Genomic DNA, 23,990 nt, shown 5'->3' with positions numbered 1-23,990 from the left:
CTAGCGCACCGCGCGCAGGGCGGTGGTGAAGCGCGGCAGTACCCGGCCGAGCACTTCAGCGATGTAGGTCAAAAACAGCGTGCCTACGGAGCTTTTGTAGTGCTGCGGGTCACGACTGGCAATCGCCAGTACGCCGTGCAGGCCTTGATGGCTGAGGGCGACTACGGCGGTGGAGCCGATCTGCTTGCGCTGTTCGGCGCCAAACAGGAAATCCAGCTCATGCTCACGCAAGGTGCCGCTGATGGTCTTGCCTTCAGAGAGCAAGCCGCCAATCGCGGTCTGCGCTTCGCCACCGCTGACCCAGCGACCCACCGGCATCGGGTTGTCGCTGAACAGGATCAGGCTCACAAACGGCACCTGGAAGTCCTGGCGCAGGCTGTCTTCCACGGCAATCACCGTTTCTTCCAGGCTGGTGGCGTCCATCAGGGTAAGAATCAGGCGACGGGTCTTGTCGAAAAGTCGGTCGTTGTCGCGGGCCACGTCCATCAACTGCGAGAGCCGATGACGCATTTCGATATTGCGCTCGCGCAGAATCTTCATCTGCCGCTCTACCAGCGACACGGTATCGCCGCGCTGGTGGGGAATGCGCAGGGCCGGCAACAGCTCTTCGTGTTCGACGAAGAAGTCCGGATTAGCCTCAAGGTACGCCGCGACAGCAGCGGCCTCCAGACTTTCGCTCGGGGATGCTTGGGCGGGTACTTGAGGCTTGTCGGTCATTAGCTTTGCTCACTCATAGGCGGACCTGTCCTTCGTATACGCGCGAGGCCGGCCCGGTCATCATCACCGGGTGGCCAGGGCCTGCCCATTCGATGGACAAGCGTCCGCCGGGCAGGTCGATCAACAGTGGCGAATCCATCCACCCCTGGCTGATCGCGGCCACGGCCGCAGCGCAAGCGCCGGTGCCGCAGGCCTGGGTTTCGCCGGCGCCGCGTTCCCACACACGCAATTGTGCGCGGGAACGGTCGATCACCTGCAGGAAGCCCACATTGACCCGTGCCGGAAAGCGCGGATGATGTTCGATTTTCGGCCCCAATTCATGCACCGGGGCGTTATTGATGTCGTTGACCCGCAGCACGGCGTGCGGGTTGCCCATCGACACTGCGGCGATATCCACGTGCTTGCCATCAACGTCCAGCGCATAACTGGTCGCCTGCTCGGTGGCCTGAAACGGAATATCCGCCGGCACCAGACGTGGCTCGCCCATGTTGACGCTGATCTGGCCGTCGCTGCGAATATCCAGCTCGATCACGCCGCTTTTAGTCTCGACGCGAATCTGGCGCTTGGCGGTCAAGCGCTTGTCCAGCACAAAACGCGCAAAGCAACGCGCACCGTTGCCGCACTGTTCCACTTCGGAACCGTCGGAGTTGAAGATCCGGTAACGGAAATCCACTTCCGGGTTGCTCGGCGCCTCAACGATCAGCAATTGATCAAAGCCAATGCCGGTGTGACGGTCGCCCCATTGTTTAGCGTGCTTGGGCAGGATGTGCGCGTGCTGGCTGACCAGGTCGAGGACCATGAAATCGTTACCCAGCCCGTGCATCTTGGTAAAACGCAGCAGCATGGCTTACTCCGGCAGCAGGCTTTCGCCAGCATACAACTCGGCTACCGTCTCGCGGCGACGCACTTCAAACGCTTGATCACCGTCCACCAGCACCTCGGCGGCACGGCCGCGCGTGTTGTAGTTGGAACTCATGACAAACCCATAGGCACCGGCCGAATGCACGGCCAGCAGGTCGCCTTCTTCCAGGGCCAGCTGACGCTCCTTGGCCAGGAAGTCACCGGTCTCGCAGATCGGGCCGACGATGTCGTAATTACGGCCTTCGCCAGCACGTGGCTTGACGGCTGTCACATCCATCCAGGCCTGGTACAGCGCCGGGCGGATCAGGTCGTTCATCGCCGCGTCGACGATGGCGAAGTCCTTGTACTCGGTGTGCTTGAGGTACTCGACCTGGGTCAGCAACACGCTCGCGTTGGCAACGATGTAGCGGCCCGGCTCGAACATCAGGGTCAGGCCGCGGCCTTCAGTGCGCTCGCGCACAGCCTGAATGTAGTCGGCGATCTGCGGCGGTTCTTCATCGCGATAACGCACACCCACGCCACCACCCAGATCGATGTGTTGCAGGTAGATGCCGCACTCGCCCAGGCGATCGGTCAACGCCAGCAGGCGGTCGAGCGCATCCAGGAACGGTGGCAGGCTGGTCAGTTGCGAGCCGATATGGCAGTCGACACCCAGCACTTCCAGGTTCGGCAACTGCGCGGCGCGGATGTACACGTCCTCGGCGTCAGCAATGGCGATGCCGAACTTGTTCTCTTTGAGACCGGTGGAAATGTAGGGGTGAGTGCCGGCGTCGACGTCCGGGTTGACGCGCAGCGAGATCGGCGCACGAACGCCCATCTCGGCGGCGACGACTTGCAGGCGCTCCAGCTCGTCGGTGGACTCGACGTTAAAGCAATGCACGCCGACTTCCAGAGCGCGGCGCATGTCTTCGCGGCTCTTGCCGACGCCGGAGAAGACGATTTTGTCAGCCTTGCCGCCGGCTGCCAGCACACGTTCCAGCTCGCCACGGGAGACGATGTCGAAACCGGCGCCCAGGCGCGCCAGGACATTGAGTACACCCAGGTTGGAGTTGGCCTTGACCGCGTAGCACACCAAGTGTGGAACGCCGTTCAGTGGGTCGGTAAACGAACGGTATTGGGCTTCGATGTGCGCACGCGAGTACACATAGGTCGGGGTGCCAAAGCGCTCGGCAATCGCGGACAACGCCACGCCTTCCGCGAACAGCTCGCCGTCCCGGTAGTTAAAAGCGTCCATGGGTTTCCCTTATTGATAGGTGTCGTGCTTATGCGCTTTTGACGGCTTTTGTGACGACTGCGCCTGGTCATTCGGGTCTTTGCTGTCATCGGGCAGGTAGAGCGGGCCTTTTTGACCACAGGCACTGACGAGGCAAGCGACCGCGACGAGCGCAGCAAGGGAAGAGATCAGGCGCTTCATGGCGAAATCCTTGAATATGCATTAATTGCGCCCGAGTATACCGACCACCCGCCAGCTTGCCTATGCGCCGAAATACCCGTCCGGCGGGGGTTTGCCGACTTGGGCGCGAAGCAGGCTACGCTGGCCGGGGATATTTCATACCTCCATCGGTAATGAACTCGGTATCCTTTGCAATCAGCGGGGCTCGCCCGTATCGTGCGGCGCTTGAGCAAAACCAGACACTTTTGAGGTTGCCACAATGAGTTTGACCGAAGCCCGTTTTCACGACCTGGTGGATGCGACCCAGCAGGCGCTGGAAGATATTTTCGACGACAGCGGCTTGGACGTGGACCTGGAAAACTCAGCCGGCGTGCTGACCGTCAAGTTTGAAAACGGCACCCAACTGATCTTTAGCCGTCAGGAGCCGTTGCGTCAGCTATGGCTGGCGGCCCGCACCGGTGGTTTTCACTTCGATTACGACGAAGAAGAAAACCGTTGGGCGCACGACACCACCGAGGAGCTGCTGAGCGAAATGCTTGCGCGCCTCACGAAGGAACAGTCCGGCGCTGACCTGGACTTCGACGAGATCTGATGGTGACCCACCCTGCACCCGTACGCCCGCCCAAGCCGCTGTTCAGCAATGTCAGCCCGGCGGTACCGTCACCTTGTATCAGTTTGTGTCGCCTGGACGAGCAGAAAGTCTGCCTCGGGTGCTTCCGCCATGTGGAAGACATTCGTGAATGGCGCTCCGCCGACGATAACCGGCGCCGGGTGATCTGCGCAGAGGCCGAGCAACGCAGGGAGCGTGCCTGAGGTCGTCTTGTTTATTTGTGTCGCTGTGGTAGTGTCCGGGTACACCTCAACTCATCGAGGTCCGTGAGAACCCCGCCTTTTTCTGGCGGGGTTTTGCTTTTTTGTGCAGAAAAAAGGAGTCTGCCTGAATCATGACCGCACCTTCCATCATACTTACCCGTCTCGACGTGCAGCGTCTTGAGCAATTGATCGACCGTGTAGGCGAGGACTCGCCGGGCGTCGAAGCCCTGCAGCACGAACTCGACCGCGCCGAAGAAGTGGTTGGCCACGAGGATGTGCCTGCAAGTGTGGTGACGATGAACTCCAGCGTGCATTGCCGTGAGCAAGGCAGCGGCAAGGACTATCACCTGACCCTGGTTTACCCCAAGGATGCCAACGCAGACGAGGGCAAGATCTCGATCCTCGCGCCGGTAGGCAGTGCGTTACTCGGCCTGAAAGTGGGCCAGCATATCGACTGGCCTGCACCCGGCGGCAAAACCCTCAAGCTTGAACTGCTCAGCGTTGAAGGCCAGCCTAAAGACGGCGGCGCGTTCTCTCTGTAACAAGAGCCGCTTTAAACCTGCTTCAGTGCGTTGTTGAGCGACAGCTCCAGCTCGGCCTTGTAACGCAGGTACAGGTTGCTCGGGCTTTGCACATCACCGAGCAGGCCGGACAGGTCCAGGTCGGTGATGTAGCAGCGGTAACGTTCGGTTTCTCGACGTTGCCCGACGATTTCCTGGGCGACCACGGCAAACAGCTGGTCGCCAAACTCCAGTTCGCAAAACTCCCGCTGGTTGCAGTACAGGGTGATGCCCACTTGGCCGGGCGCCGCCTTGCCGATAATCGCCTGCACGTCATAAAACGGCTTATTGGCCGGGTTCTGCGGCGCGGGGCGCGGCTCGATGCCGCGTGCGCGATTGCTGCCTGATGGCAACAGTTGGTAATACAAGATTTGCACTTCGCCCAACGGCTGCTGCGTATCCAGCGGCGCCAGCGCTTCGCGGCGATAGATGATCGATTGCAGAAAACGCTGCAACGGCGCCAACAGGCTCTGCTCATCATGAAACGGCAGGCGTTGCTGCCAGAGCGCGTTGAACTCATCCAGCACATACAACTCGGCAAAACCTTCATTGACCCGGTAGAACACCTGCACGCAATCGGCCAGGCCCATCGGCAGCAGCAGCGCCAGATCGTGGTCTTCCAGGGCCATGGCGTCCAGGTGCAGTGGGCTGTAGCTGGCCAGTTCTTCGCTGAGGTAGGCAATCAGCGCGTCCTGGGTCGGCAGTGACACATGGGTGGCCTGACCCGGCATCAGCTCCATCACGTGGTAGTGCTGCTGCACCTGCAACAGGTAGCGGTGATTGGACTGGCTAAGCAGCAGGTTTTGCGCGGTGTCGAAAATTTCTTCTACCCGCTGGGCAATGAACTGCGCACGGTTGTGACAGAAGCAGCGCACTCGCAGGCGTGGCAAGTAGTCCGACGGCAATTGATTGAGGTAGTCACGCAGGCAATCGAGCAGTGCGTGGGGGCCGTTGTAGCGGCTGACCATGACCTCGTTCCAGCTATTGAGCGTGACCTGATCCAGAGTCAGCACCAGGTTGTCGCGCACGCCGGCATAGCTCAGGGAGTCGGTGCGTTCGGTGGTCATCAGGATGTTCAAGTCGCGATGATGTTTGAGCGGGTCGACACCAACGTTGATCAGCAACAGCACTTCTTTCGGCACCGCCGAGCGCAACAGGCGATCCTCATCGACGCTGGCCAACGGCAGGGCGATAGTTTGTTGCAGGCTGCCCAGCAGGTTGAACAGCTCGAATTCGGTCATGTCACTGACGCCCGGGTGCAGTGCCAGGCGGGTGCTGCTGTCGATCACGCCGTTGCGATGGCACCAGGTGAGCATTTCCAAGAGGTCGCGGCTGCGCTTGATCGGCGCGAAGTGCTCCCATTCCAGCGCCGTAAGGTTGCCGTTGTACAGGCCCCAGTGATACTGGCCCGGTTCCTTGCGATTGGGGGACTGCACCAGCGTGAGCGTGTCTTCGGCCAAGTCGGGCGCGATGCCGGGGTTGATGAACTCAACCTTGCCGGCCTTGCGTTCGAACGCTGCATAGAGGCGCCGGCCCAGCACGTTCAGATCGCGCTTGTTGATCAGGCTGGCGGTTTGCTCGGTGCGGGCGAACTGGGTGAGGAAGCGGTAGCTGTAATTCAGTTCGTTGACCAGTGCGCGGCGCTCGGAGGCGACCTGGCGCACTTTCCACTGGCTGCGGCTGTCCAGCAGAGCCAGTTGGCGTTGGTTCCAGCCCCATTCATTGGCCAGGCGCTCCAGCAGACGGCGTTGCCAGCCGGTGCTGCGTTGGCCGACGCTGAGCTTGCGATTGACCTTCAGGTACAGCGCGCGCCGCACCAGTTCGAGGCGCTCCGGCTCATTGCGCGCCTTGAGGTATTCCTCGATGCGGCGGTAAACCACGATGTACGGGTCCAACTCGTCCAGATCCACCTGATTGGCGAATACGGCGCGCTTGAAGCGCAGGCTCAGGCAGTACACGTTCGGGTGCTCGCTGGCATAAACCTCGGTCAGCAGCAGCTTGAGCACCGATTTGTAGGGCGACTCGATGCCCTTGAACAACTGCCACAGCCCGGCGCCGATGAATTCGCCCGGAGGGATGTGGGCCAGGTGCCCAAGGTCCAGGGTTTCGTCGGCGCGGATAAAGCGTTTGGAAATCAGCGTATGGGTGAACTCGGCGTAGCGGCGTTCCTCGTACACCGGCACCAGCCACCAGATCGGCGTGCGCCCGGCCAGCCAGATGGCGGTGCGGTAGAACTCATCCAGCAGCAGGTAATGCTGGGTGGTGCCGCAGTCGTCGGAGCTCAGTTGCGTGTCGCGTTCGCCCAGTACAAAGCGCGTCGGTTCGATCAGAAAAAAATGCGCCTCGGCGCCCATGGTCAGGGCCCAGGCTTCCAGCAACTGGCACTTTTTGCGCAGCTCGGCCAGTTCGGTTTCGCCAAGTTCGGGCGAGTGGCAGACCCACACGTCCATATCGCTCTGGTCCGCTTGAGCCAGGGTGCCAAGGCTGCCCATCAGGTACAGGCCGAGGATGGGCCGTGGCGGATTGCCATGGCGTGGCTTGTAGGAGAACGAACGGGTCAGGCGCTGAGCTTCAGTGAGGGCCTGGGCGTCCGGTTCGAAATTGGACAGCCCGGCGGGCGTGCTGCCCGAGACATAACCGGGCAGCAGGGGGTGGTTGACGTGGAAAAACAGCGGCAACAGCGTCAACACGCTTTGCTGGCGCGGGGTCAGACCTTCGACGGCCCGGGCCATGCGGCCTTCATTGAGGGCCATGAAGCGCGCGCGCAATTGGGCCAGCACCTTGCGGTCGATGCCTTCGTCCAGGTCGGGGCGGATTTCATGGGTGCGGGTCATGTCGAACTCGTTGGCTCGCAGGGCCCGACGTGGGCGGCCGTCTAGGAGTTTACAGACACAAGCGTAGGACGTTTAGAGGGAAATGGTTTCTGGCGTCAGAATTTTGTGCCATCCACAGCAATGCCCTCGGAATCCGCAGAAAGCGGACTCCATGGGCGGTATCAGGGATCAGGCAGCTTCTTTGGTGGTAGCAGTCGTCAGAATGGTCAGCAGGGTTTGGGCCTGCTCTGCAGCGTCCCGGCCAAGGCTGGTCAGGTAGCCCCCGTCTGGCTGGTCGATAAGGCCTTTTGCATGGAGGCGCTTGGCTGCGGCGATGGCAGTGGGAGCGGCGGTCTGGTGGACTTTCAGACCTTCCTTGGTGCTGTCCAAGGGGAAGAGTACAAGGATTTCCAGTTCGGCAACCAACTCAGGGGTATACGACATAAGGACTCCAGACTTTCTAAAATTTATTAGAGGCTAGCAGGGCATAAGGTGAACGCACTTTGCCAGGCTGTCCAGTGAGAAAGTCGTGGGTCTTGATATGGCGCAGGTTTGTGGCGAGGAAGCAGGCTTCCCGGCCACGAAAGTGCTCGAATCAGTCGTTTTCCGGGGGTAATTCCGGCAGTGCGCGCAGCGCGGTTTCATACCATTGGGTATCGAAGGCGCGGTCTTCTTCAAGCATCTTGTCGATTTCCACCGCCAGCACGTGGGCCATGAGATTCAGAATGTCTTCGCGCTCGTAGCCCACCAGGGTCAGCTTGTTGAAGGTGGCTTTGGCGGCAGGCGGGTTGTCGCTTTCGATCTGGTTTTCGATGGCCTGGGTCAGCGTGCTTTCGGTGAATTCTTCTTCGTCGTTGTCGATATCGGTCGGCTCGCTCATGGCGGGGCTCCTCAAGGAAAGGGCGCCAGTCTACCCCCATTCAGGCAGGTGATGCTGCTGGTCAGGTCGGGCCGCACGCTCTATAACTTCCGCAGCCAACCCCACACCCGGCCTGGAGGCATTCGCGATGCTCAAGCTTTACGGATTTTCGGTCAGCAACTACTACAACATGGTCAAACTGGCGCTGCTGGAGAAAGGCCTGCCGTTTGAAGAAGTGCCATTTTATGCAGGCCAGACGCCTGAAGCGCTTGCAGTAAGCCCGCGAGGCAAAGTGCCGGTGCTGGGCGTCAAGCAAGGCTTTATCAATGAAACCAGCGTGATTCTGGAGTACATCGAACACACTCAGGAAGGCCCTTCGTTGCTGCCGGCCGAGCCTTTTCAGCGGGCTCAGGTGCTGGCGCTGTGCAGGGAAATCGAGCTGTACATCGAGTTGCCCGCCCGCGCGTGTTTCGCCGAGGCGTTCTTCGGTATGCCGGTGCCGGAGGCGATCAAGGAAAAATCCAGGGCTGAGTTGCTGTTGGGGATCAGTTCTTTAGGCCGCCACGGCAAGTTTGCGCCGTACGTGGCGGGGGAGAGCTTCACGCTGGCCGATCTGTATTTCATGTACAGCGTGAACCTGGCCTGTGCCGTGGGCGAGAAGCTGTTTGGCCTGGATCTGCTGGCTGAGTTGCCGAAGGCGAAAGCGCTGCTGGAGCGACTGCACGCGATGCCCAACGCGCAGAAAGTGGCGGCGGACAGGGAGGCGGCGATGCCGGCGTTTATGGCGATGATTGCGGCCAAGAAGTAATCAGCCGTGCACAAATCAAATGTGGGAGCGGGCTTGCTCGCGAAAGCGGTGTATCAGTCAATACATATAGCGACTGGTCTACCGTATTCGCGAGCAAGCCCGCTCCCACATTTTTGACCGCGCGGGTCTGAGGCTTTTTAGCGGCTGGCGAGCAGTGCCTGGCCACGCACGACCGCGGCCTTGACCTGCGCCGGTGCAGTCCCGCCCACGTGATTGCGCGCATTCACCGAGCCTTCCAGGGTCAGCACGGCAAACACGTCCTGCTCGATCTGGTCGCTGAATTGGCGCAGCTCTTCCAGGCTCATTTCCGCCAGGTCCTTGCCGGTGTCTACGCCGTACTTAACGGCGTGGCCGACGATTTCGTGGCAGTCGCGAAATGGCAGACCACGGCGCACCAGGTAGTCCGCCAGGTCGGTTGCCGTGGAGAACCCGCGCAAGGCCGCTTCACGCATAATCGCGTGCTTGGGCTTGATCGCCGGGATCATGTCGGCAAACGCACGCAGCGAATCGCGCAGGGTGTCGGCGGCGTCGAACAGCGGCTCTTTGTCTTCCTGGTTGTCCTTGTTGTAGGCCAATGGCTGGCCCTTCATCAAGGTCAGCAAGCCCATCAGCGCGCCGAATACACGGCCGCTTTTGCCACGCACCAGTTCGGGCACGTCGGGGTTTTTCTTTTGCGGCATGATCGAGCTGCCGGTGCAGAAGCGGTCCGGCAGGTCGATGAACTGGAATTGCGCACTGGTCCACAGCACCAGTTCTTCGGAGAAACGCGACAAGTGCATCATCGCGATGCTGGCGGCAGCGCAGAATTCGATGGCGAAGTCACGGTCCGACACGCCGTCCAGGGAGTTGCCGCCAACCGCGTCAAAACCCAGCAGTTGTGCGGTGTATTCGCGGTCGATCGGGTAGGTAGTGCCGGCCAGTGCGGCGCTGCCCAACGGCATGCGGTTGGCGCGCTTGCGGCAATCCACCAGGCGCTCGTAGTCGCGGCTGAGCATCTCGAACCAGGCCAGCAAGTGGTGGCCGAAGGTCACCGGTTGCGCAGTTTGCAGGTGGGTGAAGCCGGGCATGATGGTGCCGGACTCACGCTCGGCCTGCTCCAGCAAACCTTTTTGCAGGCGGGTGATTTCGCCCAGGATCAGGTCGATTTCGTCACGCAGCCACAGGCGGATATCGGTAGCCACCTGGTCGTTACGGCTGCGACCGGTGTGCAGTTTCTTGCCGGTCACACCGATGCGATCGGTGAGGCGGGCTTCGATGTTCATGTGCACGTCTTCCAGGTCGACGCGCCAGTCGAACGTGCCGGCCTCGATTTCACCGCGAATGGTGGTCAGGCCATCGATGATGCTGTCGCGCTCGGCGTCGGTCAGTACGCCGACCTTGGCCAGCATCGTGGCGTGGGCGATCGAGCCCATGATGTCGTGGCGGTACAGGCGCTGGTCGAAAGTGACGGAGGCGGTGAAGCGCGCGACGAAGGCGTCGACGGGTTCACTGAAGCGGCCGCCCCAGGACTGGTTGGTCTTGTCGGTGCTCATGGATTCGCTCGTGATCTGCTTAAAAGAGGCGTGAAGGTGTGTCGCCGATAATAACAGGGTTGCACTTGGAGGCGGTGCTGCGGGTGGTCGGCATTTTTATTTGTGCCAAGGATGGCTAAGTGCCTTGCCGCCGGACGCTTCCGGGAAGAGACTGGAGCGGGCCCTAATTGAAACGATATTTGACGATTGAGCAATATCGTCTCAGCGAGCGTCTACAGTTGCACTGATAGAGCGTGAATGCACCAAAGTCGGGTGATGCGGTCATAGCCCAGACTATCCATTAAAAAAGGGGGGTATTCGGATTGTGTATCAGCAAACCCTACGACGATGCCCGAAGGCAGCAGGTCTTGGGCGCAATTGAACAGGTCCGGGTAAATATGGGTGCCGCTGCCGGGGCACTTTTTGCCGCTCGCGCTAGTCTTAGCGTGGATCGCTGTGACGCAAGTCACCGCACCTGTCTACGCTATCCTTGTGCGAGACTCACGCAGGAATCCAGCGCAATATGAATGTCCTGATCGTTGATGACGAACCCCAAGCCCGCGAGCGACTGAGCCGTTTGGTCAGTGAACTCGAGGGTTATACAGTCCTTGAACCGAGCGCCACCAACGGCGAAGAGGCGTTGACGCTGATCGACAGCCTCAAACCGGATGTGGTGTTGCTCGATATTCGCCTGCCAGGCCTTGATGGCTTGCAAGTGGCCGCCCGCCTGAGCGAGCGAGAATCGCCGCCAGCCGTGGTGTTGTGTGCAGCTCACGAAGAGTTTTCTGCGCAGACCCTGGAAGACAGCGGTGTCAGCTTTCTTGCCAAACCGGTGAGTGCTGAGGCGCTGCTCAAAGCCTTGAAAAAGGCCGAGCGTCCCAACCGCGTCCAGCTCGCCGCTTTGACCCAGCCAGCCGCTCAGAGTGGTAACGGGCCACGCAGCCATATCAGCGCGCGGACCCGTAAAGGTATCGAGCTGATTCCGCTGAACCAGGTGGTCTACTTTATCGCCGACCACAAGTACGTGACCTTGCGTCACGAGACGGGTGAAGTGTTGCTCGATGAGCCGCTCAAGGCCCTTGAGGACGAATTCGGCGACCGCTTTGTGCGCATCCACCGCAATGCGCTGGTGGCCCGCGAGCGAATAGAACGCTTGCAGCGCACGCCCCTGGGGCACTTTCAGTTGTTCCTCAAAGGGCTTAACGGCGATGCCTTGATCGTCAGCCGGCGCCATGTCGCCGGTGTGCGCAAGATGATGCAGCAGCTTTAGCCAGGGGCTTTGGCGAGGTCTGCATTCTGTATCCCGGTGCGACGCGGCCAGGGAGGCCCCGCACTTGCTGATTCAAATCAAAGCGTGTTTGCCTGAGCTGTTATTATCTGCCGTATCTATTCAGTACGGATTGATCCATGTCCTCTCGCGAAATCCGCATCGCCACCCGTAAAAGTGCCCTGGCCTTGTGGCAGGCCGAATACGTCAAAGCACGCCTTGAGCAAGCCCATCCGGGGTTGAAAGTGTCTCTGGTGCCCATGGTCAGTCGCGGCGACAAGCTGCTCGACTCGCCATTGTCGAAGATTGGCGGCAAGGGCTTGTTCGTCAAGGAACTGGAAACCGCACTGCTGGAAAACGAAGCCGACATCGCCGTGCATTCGATGAAAGACGTGCCGATGGACTTCCCCGAAGGTCTTGGCCTGTATTGCATCTGCGAGCGCGAAGACCCGCGTGACGCGTTTGTTTCCAACACTTACGCGTCGCTGGATGAACTGCCCTTGGGCAGTGTCGTCGGCACCTCGAGCCTGCGTCGCCAAGCGCAGTTGCTGACTCGCCGGCCGGACCTGCAAATTCGGTTTCTGCGCGGCAACGTCAATACCCGTCTGGCGAAGTTGGATGCGGGCGAATATGACGCGATTATTCTCGCGGCGGCTGGCCTGATTCGCCTGGGCTTCGAAGACCGCATCACCTCGGCCATCAGCGTAGAAGACAGCTTGCCCGCGGGCGGACAAGGCGCTGTGGGTATCGAATGCCGCACCGCTGACAGTGAAATTCACGCCCTGCTCAAACCCCTTGATCATCAAGACACCGAAGTCCGTGTCACGGCCGAACGCGCGCTGAACAAACGCCTCAACGGTGGCTGCCAGGTACCAATCGCCTGTTACGCCGTGCTTGAGGGTGAAAACCTGTGGCTGCGTGGCTTGGTAGGCGACCCCGCAGGCGGCACGCTGCTCACCGCCGAGGTTCGCGGGCCGCAGCGTGATGCTACCGCGCTGGGAATTCAGGTGGCAGAAGAGCTGCTGGAAAAAGGCGCCGGTGTGATTCTGCAAAAAATCTACGGCGAGGCTGGCCCGCAGTGACCGACTGGCGTCTGTTGCTGACGCGGCCTGCCGAGGAAGCCACGGCCCTGGCCGCGACGTTGTCCGAGGCCGGCATTTTCAGCAGCAGCCTGCCATTGTTGGCGATCCAGGCCTTGCCGGTGACGGCTGAGCAACAAGCGGTCTTTTGTGATCTGGGCCGTTATAGCGCGGTCATCGTGGTCAGCAAGCCTGCCGCGCGCCTGGCCTTGCAACAGCTGGATCGGCATTGGCCGCAGCTGCCCTGGTTCAGCGTCGGCGCGGCCACCGCGCAAATACTGGCCGATCACGACCTCACTGTTCATTATCCGCAAACCGGCGACGACAGCGAGGCCTTGCTTGCACTGCCCGCCTTGCGCGAGGCTATCGCACGCCCCGATGCCCGGGTATTGATCCTGCGTGGCGAAGGCGGGCGAGAGCTGCTGGCTGAGCGTTTACGCGAGCAAGGTGCTAGTGTCGATTATCTGGAGTTGTATCGTCGCACCCTTCCGGCTTACGACACCGGGGAGCTGATGCAACGCATCCAGTTGGAACGCTTGAACGGCGTGGTGGTCAGCAGTGGGCAGGGTTTTTTGCACCTGCAAGCGTTGGCTGGCCCCGATTGGCCGCAGGTGGCGCGGCTGCCATTGTTCGTGCCCAGCCCCCGCGTCCATGAAATGGCGCGGGCCGCTGGCGCAGAAAAAGTTGTGGATTGTCGCGGTGCGAGTGCCGCGGCTTTGTTAGTGGCGTTGCGCAGCGCTGCCTTGTGAGGCAAGCCGCGCCCACTCTCTGATACGCAAAGGACGGATACGTGAGCGAAACAGCCTTGCCTAAAGATGAAACCCAGCCCGCACTTGATGCGCCGGCTGAGTCACCGGTCGCCGCGCCACGCCGTGGCAATGGCCTGGCAATCGTGGCCTTGTTGCTCGGCGCCGCAGGTGTTGCCGCTGGCGGATGGGGCATTTGGCAGGTCCGCGCCCTGCAAGCCGGCAGTCAACAGCAGTCGAGCCAGGTGCAGGCACTCGACGAGCAATCCCAGTCCCTCAAGCAGAGCCAGCAACAGCTGACTACCCGGCTGGCGCAATTGCCCGGTGCAGATGAGCTGGAAGAACGCCGCCGTCTGGTAACCCAGTTGCAGGGCGATCAGCAGCGCTTGAGCCAGCGCCTGGAAACCGTGCTGGGTGCCAGTCGCCAGGACTGGCGTCTGGCCGAAGCCGAGCATTTGATCCGTCTGGCCAGCTTGCGTTTGTCTGCCCTGCAGGACATCAACAGCGCTCAGTCTCTGGTCCAGGGGGCTGACGAAATTCTGCGTGAGCAAAGCGATCCGGGTTCCTACGCCGCACGCGAGCAACTGGCCAAGAGCCTTGCCGCGTTGCGCAGTACCGAGCAGCCGGACCGCACCGGGCTTTACCTGCAACTCGCCGCGCTGCGCGATCAGGTTGTACAGCTGGCGGCTATTGCCCCGGAATACCAACTCAGCGAGCCGGCCTCTCAAGGTCACCCGACCAGCGATACGCAAGGTCGCCTGAGCCAATGGTGGGAGGAGATTTCCCGCTACTTCCGCATCGATTTCAACCCGGACGACAACATTCGACCGTTGCTCGCCGGTCAAGGCTTGAACCAGGTACGCCTGGCGCTGAGCCTGGCCCTTGAGCAGGCGCAATGGGCTGCGCTCAATGGTGAAACGGCGGTGTACAGCCGTTCCCTGGGCGAGGCGCGCAGCGTGCTGCAAGACAACTTCAACCAGGACAACCCGCAGAGCAAAGCGATGCTCGCGCGTATTGCCGAGCTTGAGCCCAAGGCCGTTTCCGTGGCCACGCCTGACCTGGCGGCCAGCCTGGCCGCGGTGCAGGCCTACCTCGAACGTCGTCATCTGTCTGCCGATGAAGCCAAGGCGTCGGCGGGCACGCCGGCGACCCAGGAGTAGAGCCGATGAAGCGTTTCTATGTGATCCTGGTCCTGGCAATTGCAATCGCCCTGGCGCTGGGCGTGGGCATTTCCAAGCACACCGGCTACGTGCTGATTACCTATCCCCATCTGCTGCATTACGAGTCGAGCCTGTGGGCGACGCTGGTGGCCGTGTTTGCCGTCGGCCTGGCGATCTATCTGATCCGTGTGTTGCTGAGCCTGCTCAGCACCTCCGGTGGTGTGGTCAACCCATGGTCGCGACGTAACCGCAGTCGCCGGGTACAAATTGCGATTGAGCAGGGCCAGATGGACCTCGCTGAAGGTCGCTGGGCCAGTGCCGAACGCCACCTGCACCGCGCCGCCGAAGCGGAGCGCCAGCCATTGTTGTACTACCTTGGCGCGGCACGTGCGGCCAATGAGCAGGGCCGTTATGAAGAGTCCGACGGTTTGCTGGAGCGCGCTCTGGAGCGCCAGCCTCAGGCTGAGCTGGCGGTTGCCTTGAGCCATGCGCAATTGCAGATGGACCGTGGCGATACAGAAGGCGCCCTGGTGACTTTGCAGGCGATGCACGAGCGTCATCCGCACAACCCGCAGGTGTTGCGCCAGTTGCAGCGTCTGCATCAGCAGCGGGGCGATTGGTCTTCAGTGATTCGCTTGTTGCCGGAGCTGCGAAAAGACAAAGTCCTTCCCGCCAGCGAGCTGGCCGAGCTGGAGCGTCGCGCTTGGGGTGAAAACCTCGGGCTGGCGGCCCAGCGTGAAGAGCAGGGCGAGGCAGGCTTGCAGTCTCTTGAGCGGGCGTGGGAGCAACTCACTTCCGCCCAGCGCCAGGAGCCACAGCTGGTTCTGGCTTACGCCGAGCAACTGCGCCGGCTGGGAGCCGACGCCAAGGCTGAGGAGGTGCTGCGCAGCGCCATCAAACGCGGCTATGACAGCCACTTGATCCGGCTTTATGGTTTGTTGCGAGGCGCTGATTCGGCCCGCCAATTGAAGTTTGCCGAAGGCTGGCTCAAGGATCACCCGGGTGATGCCAGCTTGTTGCTGACCCTGGGCCGCCTGTGCCTGCAAAACAGTTTGTGGGGCAAGGCGCGCGATTACCTTGAAAGCAGCCTGCAGGTGCAACGCAACCCTGAGGCCTGCGCTGAGCTGGCACGGCTGTTGGCCCAATTGGGTGACACCGAGCGCAGCAACCAGCTGTTCCAGGAGGGTCTGGGGCTGCTTGACAGTCGCTTGCTGGCCTCGCCGTTGCCCATGCCCGCGCGCGTCTGAAGTAGGAAAGAGGGCGAAGGTTGGCTCGGATGTTTCTGAGAGCCAACCCTTCGTTAGCCTGTAAATACTGGGTCTAAAGCGCTACGTAGTAAATTCCTACTGATAGCTGCTTAAAGTCATCCAGGGTCTGACGAGATATCCCTATGCTCTCGCGGAATTGCCTGCTCTAACGAGTATTGAAAGGGGTCAGGCCTTTCCTCTACCGTGACGGCCTATCTCTTGCGGTACGGATAACAATGTCTTTGGCCCCTTCACGCTCCTTGTTTTTCCTGGCGTTCATGGCTGGTGTGCTGACGTTGGGCGCGTCGTTTTATCTCGAGTACGGCGCGCTGCTACGCCCGTGTTTCCTTTGCCAGCTGCAACGTATCTTTCTGGCAGCCTTCACGCTGATCAATCTGGTCGCGGCGATTCATAATCCAAAGCGCTCTGCGGTTTACCTCTACGGGTTTGCCAGCATGGGCTGCGCATTGCTCGGCGCTATCACTGCCGTACGCCAGGTGCTGCTACAAAATGCCGCACCGGAGCAGGCCACCGATTGCTGGCCAAGCCTGCACTACATGATTGAAAACCTGTCGCTGTGGCAAGCACTGCAATTGACCGTCAAAGGCACTGTCGATTGCGTTGAGATCAACTGGACACTGTTCGACCTCAGCGTTCCCGAATGGAGCTTGCTGTTCTTTTTGGCCATGCTGATGCTGGGCATCCTGCAGTTTTCACGGTCGTTGTTAAGTCGCAGATGGGGCGTCGCAAGGCCTTGAACGTGTGTCGCGGGTCGTAGGACGGGATTAAACACTTGTATGAACTTTCTCTCCTGCGTACCTTGAAGCCATAGTCATGCGGGCATAATCTGGCCCGCACGCATTATCGAAACCGTTTGCCAAATGCGGCCTTGTCCGGCTGCTGCTTTTATCCTTGAGTGTTGCGCGGGCACAGGCGGCAGCGCCCCCTATAGGGAAGAGAGATCATCATGCTGGAAAGTTGTCAGAATGCTCAGGAACGCTGGGGTGGGGTGCACAAGCTGATCGACAGCTGGTTGAAGGCACGTCACGAACTGGTTCGGGCCTTTGATGCTCTCGGCGCCAAGCCCGAAGCATTGGGTGAGAATCGCGAGCCGCTGCAAGACTTTTGCGCTGTGTTGGTGGACTACGTGTCTGCTGGACATTTCGGCGTCTACGAACAACTGACCAAAGAGGCGGAAGCCTTTGATGATCAGCGTGGTCTGGACTTGGCCGAGACCATCTACCCGCGCATCGATGTCATCACGGAAAAACTGCTGGTGTTCACCGAGTTGTGCGATGCCGGCAAATGCGTTGCCGAAAAATTCAAAGAGCTTGGCGGGTTGTTGCACGAACGTTTCGAGCTGGAAGATTGCCTGATCGAAGTGTTGCACAACGCTCACAAAGAAGAGGCCGCCACCCAGGCCTGAGCCTTGGCGGCGAGACAAAAAAACGGTGCGCATGGCGCACCGTTTTTTATTGGGTCAGTGGCGAGTACCGAGCAATTCGATCTCGAACACCAGCGGCGTATAAGCGGGGATCAACTCGCCAGCACCGTCGGCGCCATAGGCTTGGGCGGATGGGATCACCAGACGCCATTTCGCGCCGACCGGCATCTGTTGCAGCGCGCTGCTCCAGCCGCTGATCACACTGTCCAGGCGAAACCATTGCGGTTGCGTGCTCTGATCGAAGACAGTCCCGTCGGGCAACCGCCCTACGTATTTCACTTGCACCTCATCACTGGCCAACGGCTTGCTGCCGGTGCCAGGCGTCAGCTCCGTGAGCAGGATGCCATTCGATAACTCACGCACGCCGGCTGCTGCTTTTTCCTTGGATAAAAATTGCTGTTCGGCAGCGAGTGCTTTTTCACTTTGCGGCGCCTCAGCCTCGGCCGCGCTCTGTGCTTCGTGCTCGGCGAGGATCTGCTCGATACGTGCATTGTCCAGCGCCAATGGTTTGCCCTGATAGGCTTGTTTAAGGCCATCGATCAACGCCTGAATCTGCAGGTCGGGCACTTCCTGGCGCAGTCGTTCGCCGAGGCTGGCGCCCAGGCTGTAAGCAAGGTCGTGCGGGTCTTGGGCAGTAGTTTTTGACGGCGATTGTTCTGCCGCATGGGTCATGGAAACCACCAAGCCAAGCATTAAAAAAAGGTAACGCGACATGGTTATTCTCCCGCCGAAAGTGCGACGGATTATGCCAGTGTGAGTGCGCAAAAAGTGCCGTGGTTTTTCGTTATATCGATAAGAATTTTCCTACGGTGCAACGCAAGGCAAACGATACTGTCAACATGCCCTAGCGGCGGTAAGAGCAGAGGGCTAGTATGAGCCGCACCCACGTCAGCCAGGAGGTAAACCATGTCGGCCAAACAGAAGCCTGTAAATACCCCGTTGCATTTACTCCAACAACTTTCGGGCAGCTTGCTCGAACATCTGGAAAGCGCGTGTTCCCAAGCCTTGGCTGATGCAGAAAAACTGCTCGCCAAATTGGAAAAACAACGCGGTAAAGCGCAAGAAAAGCTGCACAAATCCCGTACCAAACTGCAAGACGCCGCCACTGCCGGCAAGGCCAAGGCACAAGCCAAAGCCAAAGACGCCGTTAAGGAACTTGAGGATCTGCTGGATGCCCTCAAGGATCGCCAAGCTGAAACCCGCACCTACATTTCCCAACTCAAACGCGATGCTCAGGAAAGCCTGAAACTGGCCCAGGGCGTTGGTCGTGTGAAAGAAGCCGTGGCTAAAGCACTGGGCGCTCGCTCGCCAGCAAAAGCCGTTGCGTCGAAGGCTTCGACTAAGGCAGCGTCCAAATCCGCTGCTGCAAAACCAGCTGCCAAGCCAGCCGCTAAAACGGCTGCTGCAAAACCAGCTGCCAAGCCAGCCGCTAAAACGGCTGCTGCAAAACCAGCTGCCAAGCCAGCCGCTAAAACGGCTGCTGCAAAACCAGCCGCCAAGCCAGCCGCTAAAACTGCTGCTGCCAAACCAGCCGCCAAGCCAGCTGCCAAAACTGCTGCTGCAAAACCAGCCGCCAAGCCAGCCGCTCAAACTGCTGCTGCAAAACCAGCTGCCAAGCCAGCCGCTAAACCCGCTGCTGCAAAACCAGCCGCCAAGCCAGCCGCTAAGACTGCTGCTGCAAAACCAGCCGTCAAGCCAGCCGCTAAAACTGCTGCTGCAAAACCAGCCGCCAAGCCAGCCGCTAAAACTGCTGCTGCCAAACCAGCCGCCAAGCCAGCTGCCAAAACTGCTGCTGCAAAACCAGCCGCCAAGCCAGCTGCCAAAACGGCTGCTGCAAAACCAGCTGCCAAGCCAGCCGCTAAACCCGCTGCTGCAAAACCGGCGGCCAAGCCAGCTGCCAAACCGGCTGCTGCAAAACCAGCTGCTAAGCCAGCCGCAAAACCCACTGCTGCAAAGCCAGCCGCCAAGCCTGCACCGGCCAAGCCGGCAACCCCGGCAGCTCCGGCTACTACCCCGGCAGCGTCCACCGCTCCAACTGCGCCGGCCAGCAGCACGCCTGCACCGGCAGCGCCAAGCACCACCCCAACCAGCGCTTCCTAAGTGCCGGTGGCCTCGACGCGCAGCGACTGCAGCGCGTCGTGGCCAAGGTTGGCGGCTCCGGTCGCCAAGCCTTCAAGCCATCTCGATTGACCCCCTTTCTCGCCAGTCGGCCATGTTTGCGCCAGCACTTGCAGGCGCGTCAGCAACTGCCGTTCAGCTTCCAGCTCCAGGGCCTTGACCCGTTCGCGCAGCGTCGCCAATTGCGCATCCTGCTGCGCCATGGCTCGCCATTGCACGCGTACCTGTCGCAAGGGTTCGACCACGTCTTGCTGCCACGGCTGCGCAATCTGGCGCAACGCCTGCATGCGTTCGGCGGTCGGTGCAACACCGCGCTGCTCCAGCCAGGCGCCGCAGAGCAACAGGCACACATCCGCGCCTTGTGCCTGCAAGCGCAAGCAAGCAGCTTCAATGCCCGGGTGGGCATACGTCGAGAGGGCAAAGCTCCACAGGTCAGCGCACATATTTACACTCAAGCCAGCGGCCAACGAAGCTGGTAGACTCCGCCGCCATTATGATCCGACTTCAAAGCCTAACATTACAGCGTGGCCCGCAACGTCTTCTTGAAGACGCCGAGCTGACCCTGCACGCCGGTCACAAAGCCGGCCTGATCGGTGCCAACGGCGCCGGCAAATCCACGTTGTTCGCCCTGTTGCTCGGTGAGCTGACCCCGGATTCCGGGAACTGCCTGCTGCCGGCCGACTGGCGCATCGCCCATATGCGCCAGGAGATCGACACCCTGGACCGCATCGCGATCGACTACGTGCTCGATGGCGACCTGCGCCTGCGTCAGGTGCAACACGACCTGGCCGAGGCCGAGAAAGCCCAGGATGGCGCCGCCCAGGCCCGTCTGCACTCGGAACTCGACAGTGCCGACGGCTACACCGCCGACGCTCGCGCCCGCAAGATGCTGGCCGGCCTTGGTTTTACCAATGAACAGATGGACCGCCCGGTCGCCGACTTCTCCGGCGGCTGGCGCATGCGCCTGAACCTGGCCCAGGCGCTGATGTGCCCGTCCGACCTGCTGCTGCTCGACGAACCGACCAACCACTTGGACCTCGATGCGATCCTGTGGCTGGAGGATTTCCTCAAGAGCTACCCGGGCACCTTGCTGCTGATTTCCCACGACCGGGATTTCCTCGACGCCGTAGTCGACAATATCGCCCACGTCGAACAGAAGAAAATCACGCTCTACCGTGGCGGCTACACCGCATTCGAACGCGCCCGCGCCGAACGCCTGGCTCAGCAGCAGCAAGCCTTCGAGAAGCAGCAAGCGCAACGTGCGCACATGGAAAGCTACATCGCCCGGTTCAAGGCCCAGGCCACCAAGGCCCGTCAGGCCCAGAGCCGGATCAAGGCATTGGAGCGCATGGAAGAGCTGTCGGCGGCCCACGTCGATTCGCCGTTCGACTTCGTGTTCCGTGAGTCGGTGAAGATCTCCAGCCCGTTGTTGGACCTCTCGGATGCACGCCTGGGTTATGGCGACAAAACCATTCTGGAGAAGGTCAAGCTGCAGCTCACGCCAGGCGCGCGTATCGGTTTGCTCGGCCCCAACGGCGCAGGCAAGTCGACGCTGATCAAGAACCTGTCGGGTGAACTGCAACCCCTGGCCGGCCGCCTGACGCGTGGCGAGAACCTGGTGGTGGGCTACTTCGCTCAGCATCAGCTGGATTCCCTCGATTCCAAGGCCAGCCCGCTGCTGCACCTGCAGCGTCTGGCGCCGACCGAACGTGAGCAAACCTTGCGTGATTTTCTCGGTGGCTTCGACTTCCGTGGCGCACGCATCGATGAGCCGGTGTTGAATTTCTCCGGCGGCGAAAAAGCCCGCCTGGCCTTGGCCCTGATCGCCTGGGACCGGCCAAACCTGCTGCTGCTCGACGAACCGACCAACCACCTGGACCTGGAAATGCGCCTGGCGCTGACCATGGCCCTGCAGGAATTCAGTGGTGCGGTACTGGTGGTGTCTCACGATCGCCACTTGCTCAAGAGCACCACCGACAACTTCCTGCTGGTGGCTGACGGCAAAGTCGAAGAGTTCGACGGCGACCTGGACGATTACGCGCGTTGGCTGACGGACTACCGTCTGCGCAACGCGCCGGCCAGCACTACGCCGGTCAACCCGGACAAGACCGACAAGAAGGCCCAGCGCCAGGCCGCCGCCGCCCTGCGTCAGCAGCTGGCGCCGCACAAGCGCGAAGCCGACAAGCTGGAAGCCGAGCTGGGCAAGGTGCATGAGCGCCTGGCCAGGATCGAAACCAGCCTGGGCGACAGCGCCGTGTACGAGGCGGCGCGCAAGGACGAGTTGCGCGACTTGTTGGCCGAACAAGCCAAACTCAAGGTGCGTGAAGGTCAGTTGGAGGAAACCTGGATGGAAGCCCTCGAACTGCTGGAAACCCTGCAAGCGGAGCTGGAGGCGCTGTCCTGATGGAAGCGCTGCAATTGCCATTGCCGACGCAGTGGGTCGAACCGGTCTGGATCGGTGTGCAAATCCTGCTGATCCTGCTGGCGGGTTACCTCGCCCAGCGCTTCGTCGCCAAGGGCCTGAATCGTCTGGGAGAGCGTTACCCGTTCCCGCCACAACTGCTGATGCCCCTGCGTGGCGGCCTGCGCTGGCTGATCATGGGCAGCGCGTTAATCTTCGTGCTGGGCCGTCTCGGCGTGTCAGCCACGGTGCTGTGGACGGCGCTGTCGGGGTTTGTCGCGGTGGCCGCCGTGGCGTTTTTCGCCATGTGGTCGGTGCTGTCCAACCTGCTGTGCGCGATCTTGATTTTCACCGTCGGGCCGTTCCGCCTGGGTGACATTGTCGAGTTGGTGGATACCGTCGACAAACCGGGCGTCAAAGGCCGGGTCGTGGCGATCAACCTGCTCTACACCACGCTGATCGAAGTGCAGGACGCCGGCACCGACAGTGCGATGGTGCAAGTGCCTAACAGCTTGTTCTTCCAGCGCTCGGTGCGGCGTTGGCCAGGCACCCATGTGTTCCCTGGCGACCGCTAGTATTTACATCCTGTAAAAATATCTAGCCAGCCTTTGCTCGGCGGAGTTAGTTTTAGGCTCAATCGCTAACTCTCCCTCTGAGGTGTGTAATGGCACTCGACACATGGCTGGCCTTTTTTGTGGCCAGCTGGATCATTTCCCTGTCCCCCGGCGCTGGCGCCATCGCGTCGATGTCCAGCGGCCTGCAATACGGTTTCCTGCGCGGCTATTGGAATGCCATTGGCCTGCAACTGGGCCTGGCGATGCAGATTGCCGTGGTCGCGGGCGGCCTGGGTGCCATTCTGGCGGCGTCCTCGAACGCGTTTTATGCGATCAAATGGTTTGGCGTGGCGTACCTGGTGTACCTCGCGGTCAAGCAATGGCGCGCGCTGCCCATGGACATGAGCGAAGACTCGGCCATACGCCCGATCGGCAAGCCGCTGGCGATGATGTTCCGTGGCTTCCTGGTCAATGCCAGCAACCCCAAGGCCCTGGTGTTCATGCTGGCGGTGCTGCCGCAGTTCGTGAACCCGCAGGCGCCACTGCTGATTCAGTACCTGATCCTGGGCGCGACCATGATCAGCGTCGATATGATCGTGATGGCGGGCTATACGGGGCTGGCGTCGAAGGTCTTGCGCCTGCTGCGCACGCCTAAACAGCAAAGACGCATGAACCGCACCTTTGCCGGGTTGTTTGTGGGGGCTGCGGGTTTCCTGGCCAGCTTGCATCGCGCAACGACCTAAACCGCGATTCAACTGAAGGACCCCAATCAAAAATGTGGGAGCGGGCTTGCTCGCGAAAGCGGAGTGTCAGTCACAGGATGTATTGACTGATCTACCGAATTCGCGAGCAAGCCCGCTCCCACAGTGGTTTTGCGTCGTCTGTGAACGCTTTGGCTCAGCGCAGAATCTTCGGCGCTTCATCCCTGGGCAGGTTGTTGCGCAGCGCAGGCTTGCCGGGGTCTTGATACCCGCCGCCCAGTTGCTCTGCCAGTTGCCTGGCCACATCCTCACCCAAGGCTTTCGACACGTCCCTTACCACCCGCGGCCGATTCAGGCTCACGCGCACATCACGGCTGTTCACCAGCTTGGTGTCCTGGCCTTCGCCCATCGCGGTAAACGCCGAGGTGATCTCGAAGGTGCGCGTGTTGATCAGGCTGAAATCCGCCACCAGCGTCAGGCCCAGCACGGCCGAGTAGCTGTTGGTGTGGTCCAGGGCGTTGATGTCCTGGGTGAAGTCGATGTCTGACAGGGTGCCGAACAGCACGTAGTCGGCGCCCTTGAAGTTGCCGGCCTTGATGCGCTTGATCACGTCATACACATCGCCCTTGGCGTCGGCGGTGTAAGGCGTGCCCTGTACCAGTTGGAACTGGTGCGACTTGAGAATCTCGCCCTTGATATCTCCGCTGAATTTACGCAGCTCGGCCTGTTCGATGTAGCTGGTGCGGCTCTCATACTCGCTGTAGCTCGACGCACCGCTGGCCTGATAGGCGCTGGCCTGGAAGTTATTGCTGGCCGAGACCGCGTGGATGTACTCCTCGACGCGCGCCTCGTAGGCAAGGTCAGTCACCGCGATCTTCGGGGCGGCCGAGGCGCCAAAGGCGCACAGCAGGCCGATCATGCCGATCCATGCACGCATT

At 60.8% G+C, this 23,990-nt stretch carries 26 protein-coding genes and 1 pseudogene; 16 read left to right on the top strand and 11 right to left on the bottom strand.

Going from position 1 to position 23,990, the window contains the following annotated elements:
- From ABWL43_RS28315 to ABWL43_RS28300, 4 genes are read right to left on the bottom strand one after another with little or no spacing between them, the layout of a single operon-like run.
- On the bottom strand, positions 1 to 717 hold the full coding sequence (locus tag ABWL43_RS28315; protein ID WP_242199630.1) for a DUF484 family protein: 717 nt from the start codon (positions 715 to 717) through the stop codon (positions 1 to 3).
- A gap of 13 nt (positions 718 to 730) precedes the next feature.
- Entirely contained in the window at positions 731 to 1,561 is an 831-nt protein-coding gene (gene dapF, locus ABWL43_RS28310; protein ID WP_242199631.1) for a diaminopimelate epimerase, read from the bottom strand.
- A gap of 3 nt (positions 1,562 to 1,564) precedes the next feature.
- Positions 1,565 to 2,812 (bottom strand): diaminopimelate decarboxylase, encoded by a 1,248-nt coding sequence (gene lysA, locus ABWL43_RS28305; protein WP_242199633.1) that lies wholly within the window; start codon positions 2,810 to 2,812, stop codon positions 1,565 to 1,567.
- Positions 2,813 to 2,821: 9 nt separating this feature from the next.
- Complete coding sequence (locus ABWL43_RS28300) at positions 2,822 to 2,992, bottom strand: lipoprotein (protein WP_106575828.1); 171 nt, start codon at positions 2,990 to 2,992, stop codon at positions 2,822 to 2,824.
- Positions 2,993 to 3,230: 238 nt separating this feature from the next.
- On the opposite strand from ABWL43_RS28300, the gene cyaY reads away from it, so the two are divergent.
- The 3 genes from cyaY (at position 3,231) to rnk (ending at position 4,326) form a co-directional block, all read left to right on the top strand.
- Positions 3,231 to 3,563 (top strand): iron donor protein CyaY, encoded by a 333-nt coding sequence (gene cyaY / locus ABWL43_RS28295; RefSeq protein ID WP_094948747.1) that lies wholly within the window; start codon positions 3,231 to 3,233, stop codon positions 3,561 to 3,563.
- A gap of 2 nt (positions 3,564 to 3,565) precedes the next feature.
- Positions 3,566 to 3,784: a DUF1289 domain-containing protein gene (locus ABWL43_RS28290; RefSeq protein WP_404488502.1), complete on the top strand. Its 219-nt coding sequence runs from the start codon at positions 3,566 to 3,568 to the stop codon at positions 3,782 to 3,784.
- A 131-nt stretch (positions 3,785 to 3,915) separates the two neighbouring features.
- The gene (gene rnk / locus ABWL43_RS28285) at positions 3,916 to 4,326 is read left to right on the top strand and encodes a nucleoside diphosphate kinase regulator (RefSeq protein ID WP_369301884.1); all 411 of its coding nucleotides are present in this window, start codon (positions 3,916 to 3,918) and stop codon (positions 4,324 to 4,326) included.
- A gap of 11 nt (positions 4,327 to 4,337) precedes the next feature.
- Here rnk and ABWL43_RS28280 read toward each other — a convergent pair whose 3' ends face one another.
- From ABWL43_RS28280 to ABWL43_RS28270, 3 genes are all read right to left on the bottom strand, one after another.
- The gene (locus ABWL43_RS28280; RefSeq protein ID WP_404485907.1) at positions 4,338 to 7,178 is read right to left on the bottom strand and encodes a class I adenylate cyclase; all 2,841 of its coding nucleotides are present in this window, start codon (positions 7,176 to 7,178) and stop codon (positions 4,338 to 4,340) included.
- Between the two features lie 168 nt (positions 7,179 to 7,346).
- Complete coding sequence (locus tag ABWL43_RS28275) at positions 7,347 to 7,601, bottom strand: TIGR02647 family protein (RefSeq protein ID WP_010207442.1); 255 nt, start codon at positions 7,599 to 7,601, stop codon at positions 7,347 to 7,349.
- 151 nt (positions 7,602 to 7,752) lie between these two features.
- Complete coding sequence (locus ABWL43_RS28270; RefSeq protein WP_106575823.1) at positions 7,753 to 8,037, bottom strand: hypothetical protein; 285 nt, start codon at positions 8,035 to 8,037, stop codon at positions 7,753 to 7,755.
- A gap of 127 nt (positions 8,038 to 8,164) precedes the next feature.
- On the opposite strand from ABWL43_RS28270, the gene ABWL43_RS28265 reads away from it, so the two are divergent.
- Positions 8,165 to 8,824: a glutathione S-transferase family protein gene (locus ABWL43_RS28265; RefSeq protein WP_145158067.1), complete on the top strand. Its 660-nt coding sequence runs from the start codon at positions 8,165 to 8,167 to the stop codon at positions 8,822 to 8,824.
- 137 nt (positions 8,825 to 8,961) lie between these two features.
- On the opposite strand, the gene argH is transcribed toward ABWL43_RS28265, so the two are convergent.
- The gene (gene argH, locus ABWL43_RS28260; protein ID WP_145158064.1) at positions 8,962 to 10,356 is read right to left on the bottom strand and encodes an argininosuccinate lyase; all 1,395 of its coding nucleotides are present in this window, start codon (positions 10,354 to 10,356) and stop codon (positions 8,962 to 8,964) included.
- Between the two features lie 389 nt (positions 10,357 to 10,745).
- Here argH and ABWL43_RS28255 point away from each other — a divergent pair.
- The 8 genes and pseudogenes from ABWL43_RS28255 to rsd all read left to right on the top strand — a co-directional run.
- Positions 10,746 to 10,862, top strand: a pseudogene (locus tag ABWL43_RS28255) (sensor histidine kinase); the annotation flags it as partial.
- Entirely contained in the window at positions 10,859 to 11,605 is a 747-nt protein-coding gene (locus ABWL43_RS28250) for a LytTR family DNA-binding domain-containing protein (protein WP_145158061.1), read from the top strand. The pseudogene ABWL43_RS28255 and the gene ABWL43_RS28250, both read left to right, overlap by 4 nt.
- Positions 11,606 to 11,742: 137 nt before the next feature.
- Positions 11,743 to 12,684, top strand: a complete 942-nt coding sequence (gene hemC, locus ABWL43_RS28245) for a hydroxymethylbilane synthase (RefSeq protein ID WP_119737271.1) — start codon at positions 11,743 to 11,745, stop codon at positions 12,682 to 12,684.
- Positions 12,681 to 13,430, top strand: coding sequence for a uroporphyrinogen-III synthase (locus tag ABWL43_RS28240; RefSeq protein ID WP_262207185.1), 750 nt, complete (start codon positions 12,681 to 12,683; stop codon positions 13,428 to 13,430). Before hemC ends, ABWL43_RS28240 begins: the two co-directional genes overlap by 4 nt.
- Positions 13,431 to 13,471: 41 nt before the next feature.
- Positions 13,472 to 14,587: a uroporphyrinogen-III C-methyltransferase gene (locus ABWL43_RS28235; RefSeq protein ID WP_404485900.1), complete on the top strand. Its 1,116-nt coding sequence runs from the start codon at positions 13,472 to 13,474 to the stop codon at positions 14,585 to 14,587.
- A gap of 5 nt (positions 14,588 to 14,592) precedes the next feature.
- Positions 14,593 to 15,834, top strand: coding sequence for a heme biosynthesis protein HemY (locus ABWL43_RS28230; protein WP_369301889.1), 1,242 nt, complete (start codon positions 14,593 to 14,595; stop codon positions 15,832 to 15,834).
- A gap of 236 nt (positions 15,835 to 16,070) precedes the next feature.
- Positions 16,071 to 16,592, top strand: coding sequence for a disulfide bond formation protein B (locus tag ABWL43_RS28225; RefSeq protein WP_404485896.1), 522 nt, complete (start codon positions 16,071 to 16,073; stop codon positions 16,590 to 16,592).
- A 209-nt stretch (positions 16,593 to 16,801) separates the two neighbouring features.
- Positions 16,802 to 17,260 (top strand): sigma D regulator, encoded by a 459-nt coding sequence (gene rsd / locus ABWL43_RS28220; RefSeq protein ID WP_106575814.1) that lies wholly within the window; start codon positions 16,802 to 16,804, stop codon positions 17,258 to 17,260.
- 54 nt (positions 17,261 to 17,314) lie between these two features.
- On the opposite strand, the gene ABWL43_RS28215 is transcribed toward rsd, so the two are convergent.
- On the bottom strand, positions 17,315 to 17,992 hold the full coding sequence (locus tag ABWL43_RS28215; RefSeq protein WP_145158047.1) for an FKBP-type peptidyl-prolyl cis-trans isomerase: 678 nt from the start codon (positions 17,990 to 17,992) through the stop codon (positions 17,315 to 17,317).
- Positions 17,993 to 18,184: 192 nt separating this feature from the next.
- On the opposite strand from ABWL43_RS28215, the gene ABWL43_RS28210 reads away from it, so the two are divergent.
- Positions 18,185 to 19,378, top strand: coding sequence for an AlgP family protein (locus tag ABWL43_RS28210; RefSeq protein WP_404485892.1), 1,194 nt, complete (start codon positions 18,185 to 18,187; stop codon positions 19,376 to 19,378).
- Here ABWL43_RS28210 and ABWL43_RS28205 read toward each other — a convergent pair.
- Positions 19,375 to 19,839 (bottom strand): TIGR02444 family protein, encoded by a 465-nt coding sequence (locus ABWL43_RS28205; RefSeq protein WP_404485889.1) that lies wholly within the window; start codon positions 19,837 to 19,839, stop codon positions 19,375 to 19,377. The two genes, ABWL43_RS28210 and ABWL43_RS28205, sit on opposite strands and share 4 nt — an antisense overlap.
- A gap of 50 nt (positions 19,840 to 19,889) precedes the next feature.
- Here ABWL43_RS28205 and ABWL43_RS28200 point away from each other — a divergent pair, with 50 nt between their 5' ends.
- The 3 genes from ABWL43_RS28200 to ABWL43_RS28190 all read left to right on the top strand — a co-directional run bounded on the left by ABWL43_RS28200 (position 19,890) and on the right by ABWL43_RS28190 (position 23,094).
- The gene (locus tag ABWL43_RS28200) at positions 19,890 to 21,800 is read left to right on the top strand and encodes an ATP-binding cassette domain-containing protein (RefSeq protein WP_404485886.1); all 1,911 of its coding nucleotides are present in this window, start codon (positions 19,890 to 19,892) and stop codon (positions 21,798 to 21,800) included.
- Positions 21,800 to 22,372 carry a mechanosensitive ion channel family protein gene (locus ABWL43_RS28195; protein ID WP_145158036.1) on the top strand — a complete coding sequence of 191 codons (573 nt, stop codon included), beginning with the start codon at positions 21,800 to 21,802 and terminating at the stop codon, positions 22,370 to 22,372. The genes ABWL43_RS28200 and ABWL43_RS28195 overlap by 1 nt, the downstream gene beginning before the upstream one ends.
- Before the next feature lie 89 nt (positions 22,373 to 22,461).
- On the top strand, positions 22,462 to 23,094 hold the full coding sequence (locus tag ABWL43_RS28190; protein WP_404485883.1) for a LysE family transporter: 633 nt from the start codon (positions 22,462 to 22,464) through the stop codon (positions 23,092 to 23,094).
- Between the two features lie 154 nt (positions 23,095 to 23,248).
- Here the strand turns inward: ABWL43_RS28190 and ABWL43_RS28185 are convergent, their stop codons facing one another.
- Positions 23,249 to 23,989, bottom strand: a complete 741-nt coding sequence (locus tag ABWL43_RS28185) for a penicillin-binding protein activator LpoB (RefSeq protein WP_145158030.1) — start codon at positions 23,987 to 23,989, stop codon at positions 23,249 to 23,251.
- Position 23,990 lies beyond the last annotated feature (1 nt).

It is taken from the genome of Pseudomonas sp. HT11 (genome assembly GCF_044875395.1).
Classification (GTDB): domain Bacteria; phylum Pseudomonadota; class Gammaproteobacteria; order Pseudomonadales; family Pseudomonadaceae; genus Aquipseudomonas.
The sequence above is the reverse complement of the archived record's forward strand: the minus strand, read 5'-3'. Positions and strand labels throughout refer to the sequence as shown.